At 73.8% G+C, this 317-nt stretch carries 1 pseudogene; it reads right to left on the reverse strand.

Going from position 1 to position 317, the window contains the following annotated elements:
- Positions 1–317: pseudogene (locus AC5RUJ_RS18900) on the reverse strand (transporter); the annotation flags it as partial.

The raw sequence follows: 317 nt of genomic DNA on the forward strand, positions 1-317 counted from the left end.
GGCCAGGTCGCCGGGGACGGCCCAGACCGCTCCCAGCGGCGACCAGGCCAGGCCCTCGGCCAGGGCCGGCAGGAAGTCCTGCGAGCTGCGGAACCCCTCCACGATGCCGACCATGATCGGTCCCAGCAGCACCAGCGGGATGATGCCGATGACGCCGCTGAGGTCCTTGAACCGGCGCGAGCTGGCCAGCGTCGTGAACGCCGACGTCGTCACGCGGGAGAGCACCACGCACGTCAGCGTTGCGATCAGGGCGCACAGGACGGCGGCCACGAGCGCGGCCGGGTGCTGCCACCAGGCGGCCGCGTGCCCGAGCGCGG

This window comes from Arthrobacter sp. Y3223164, from assembly GCF_059091005.1.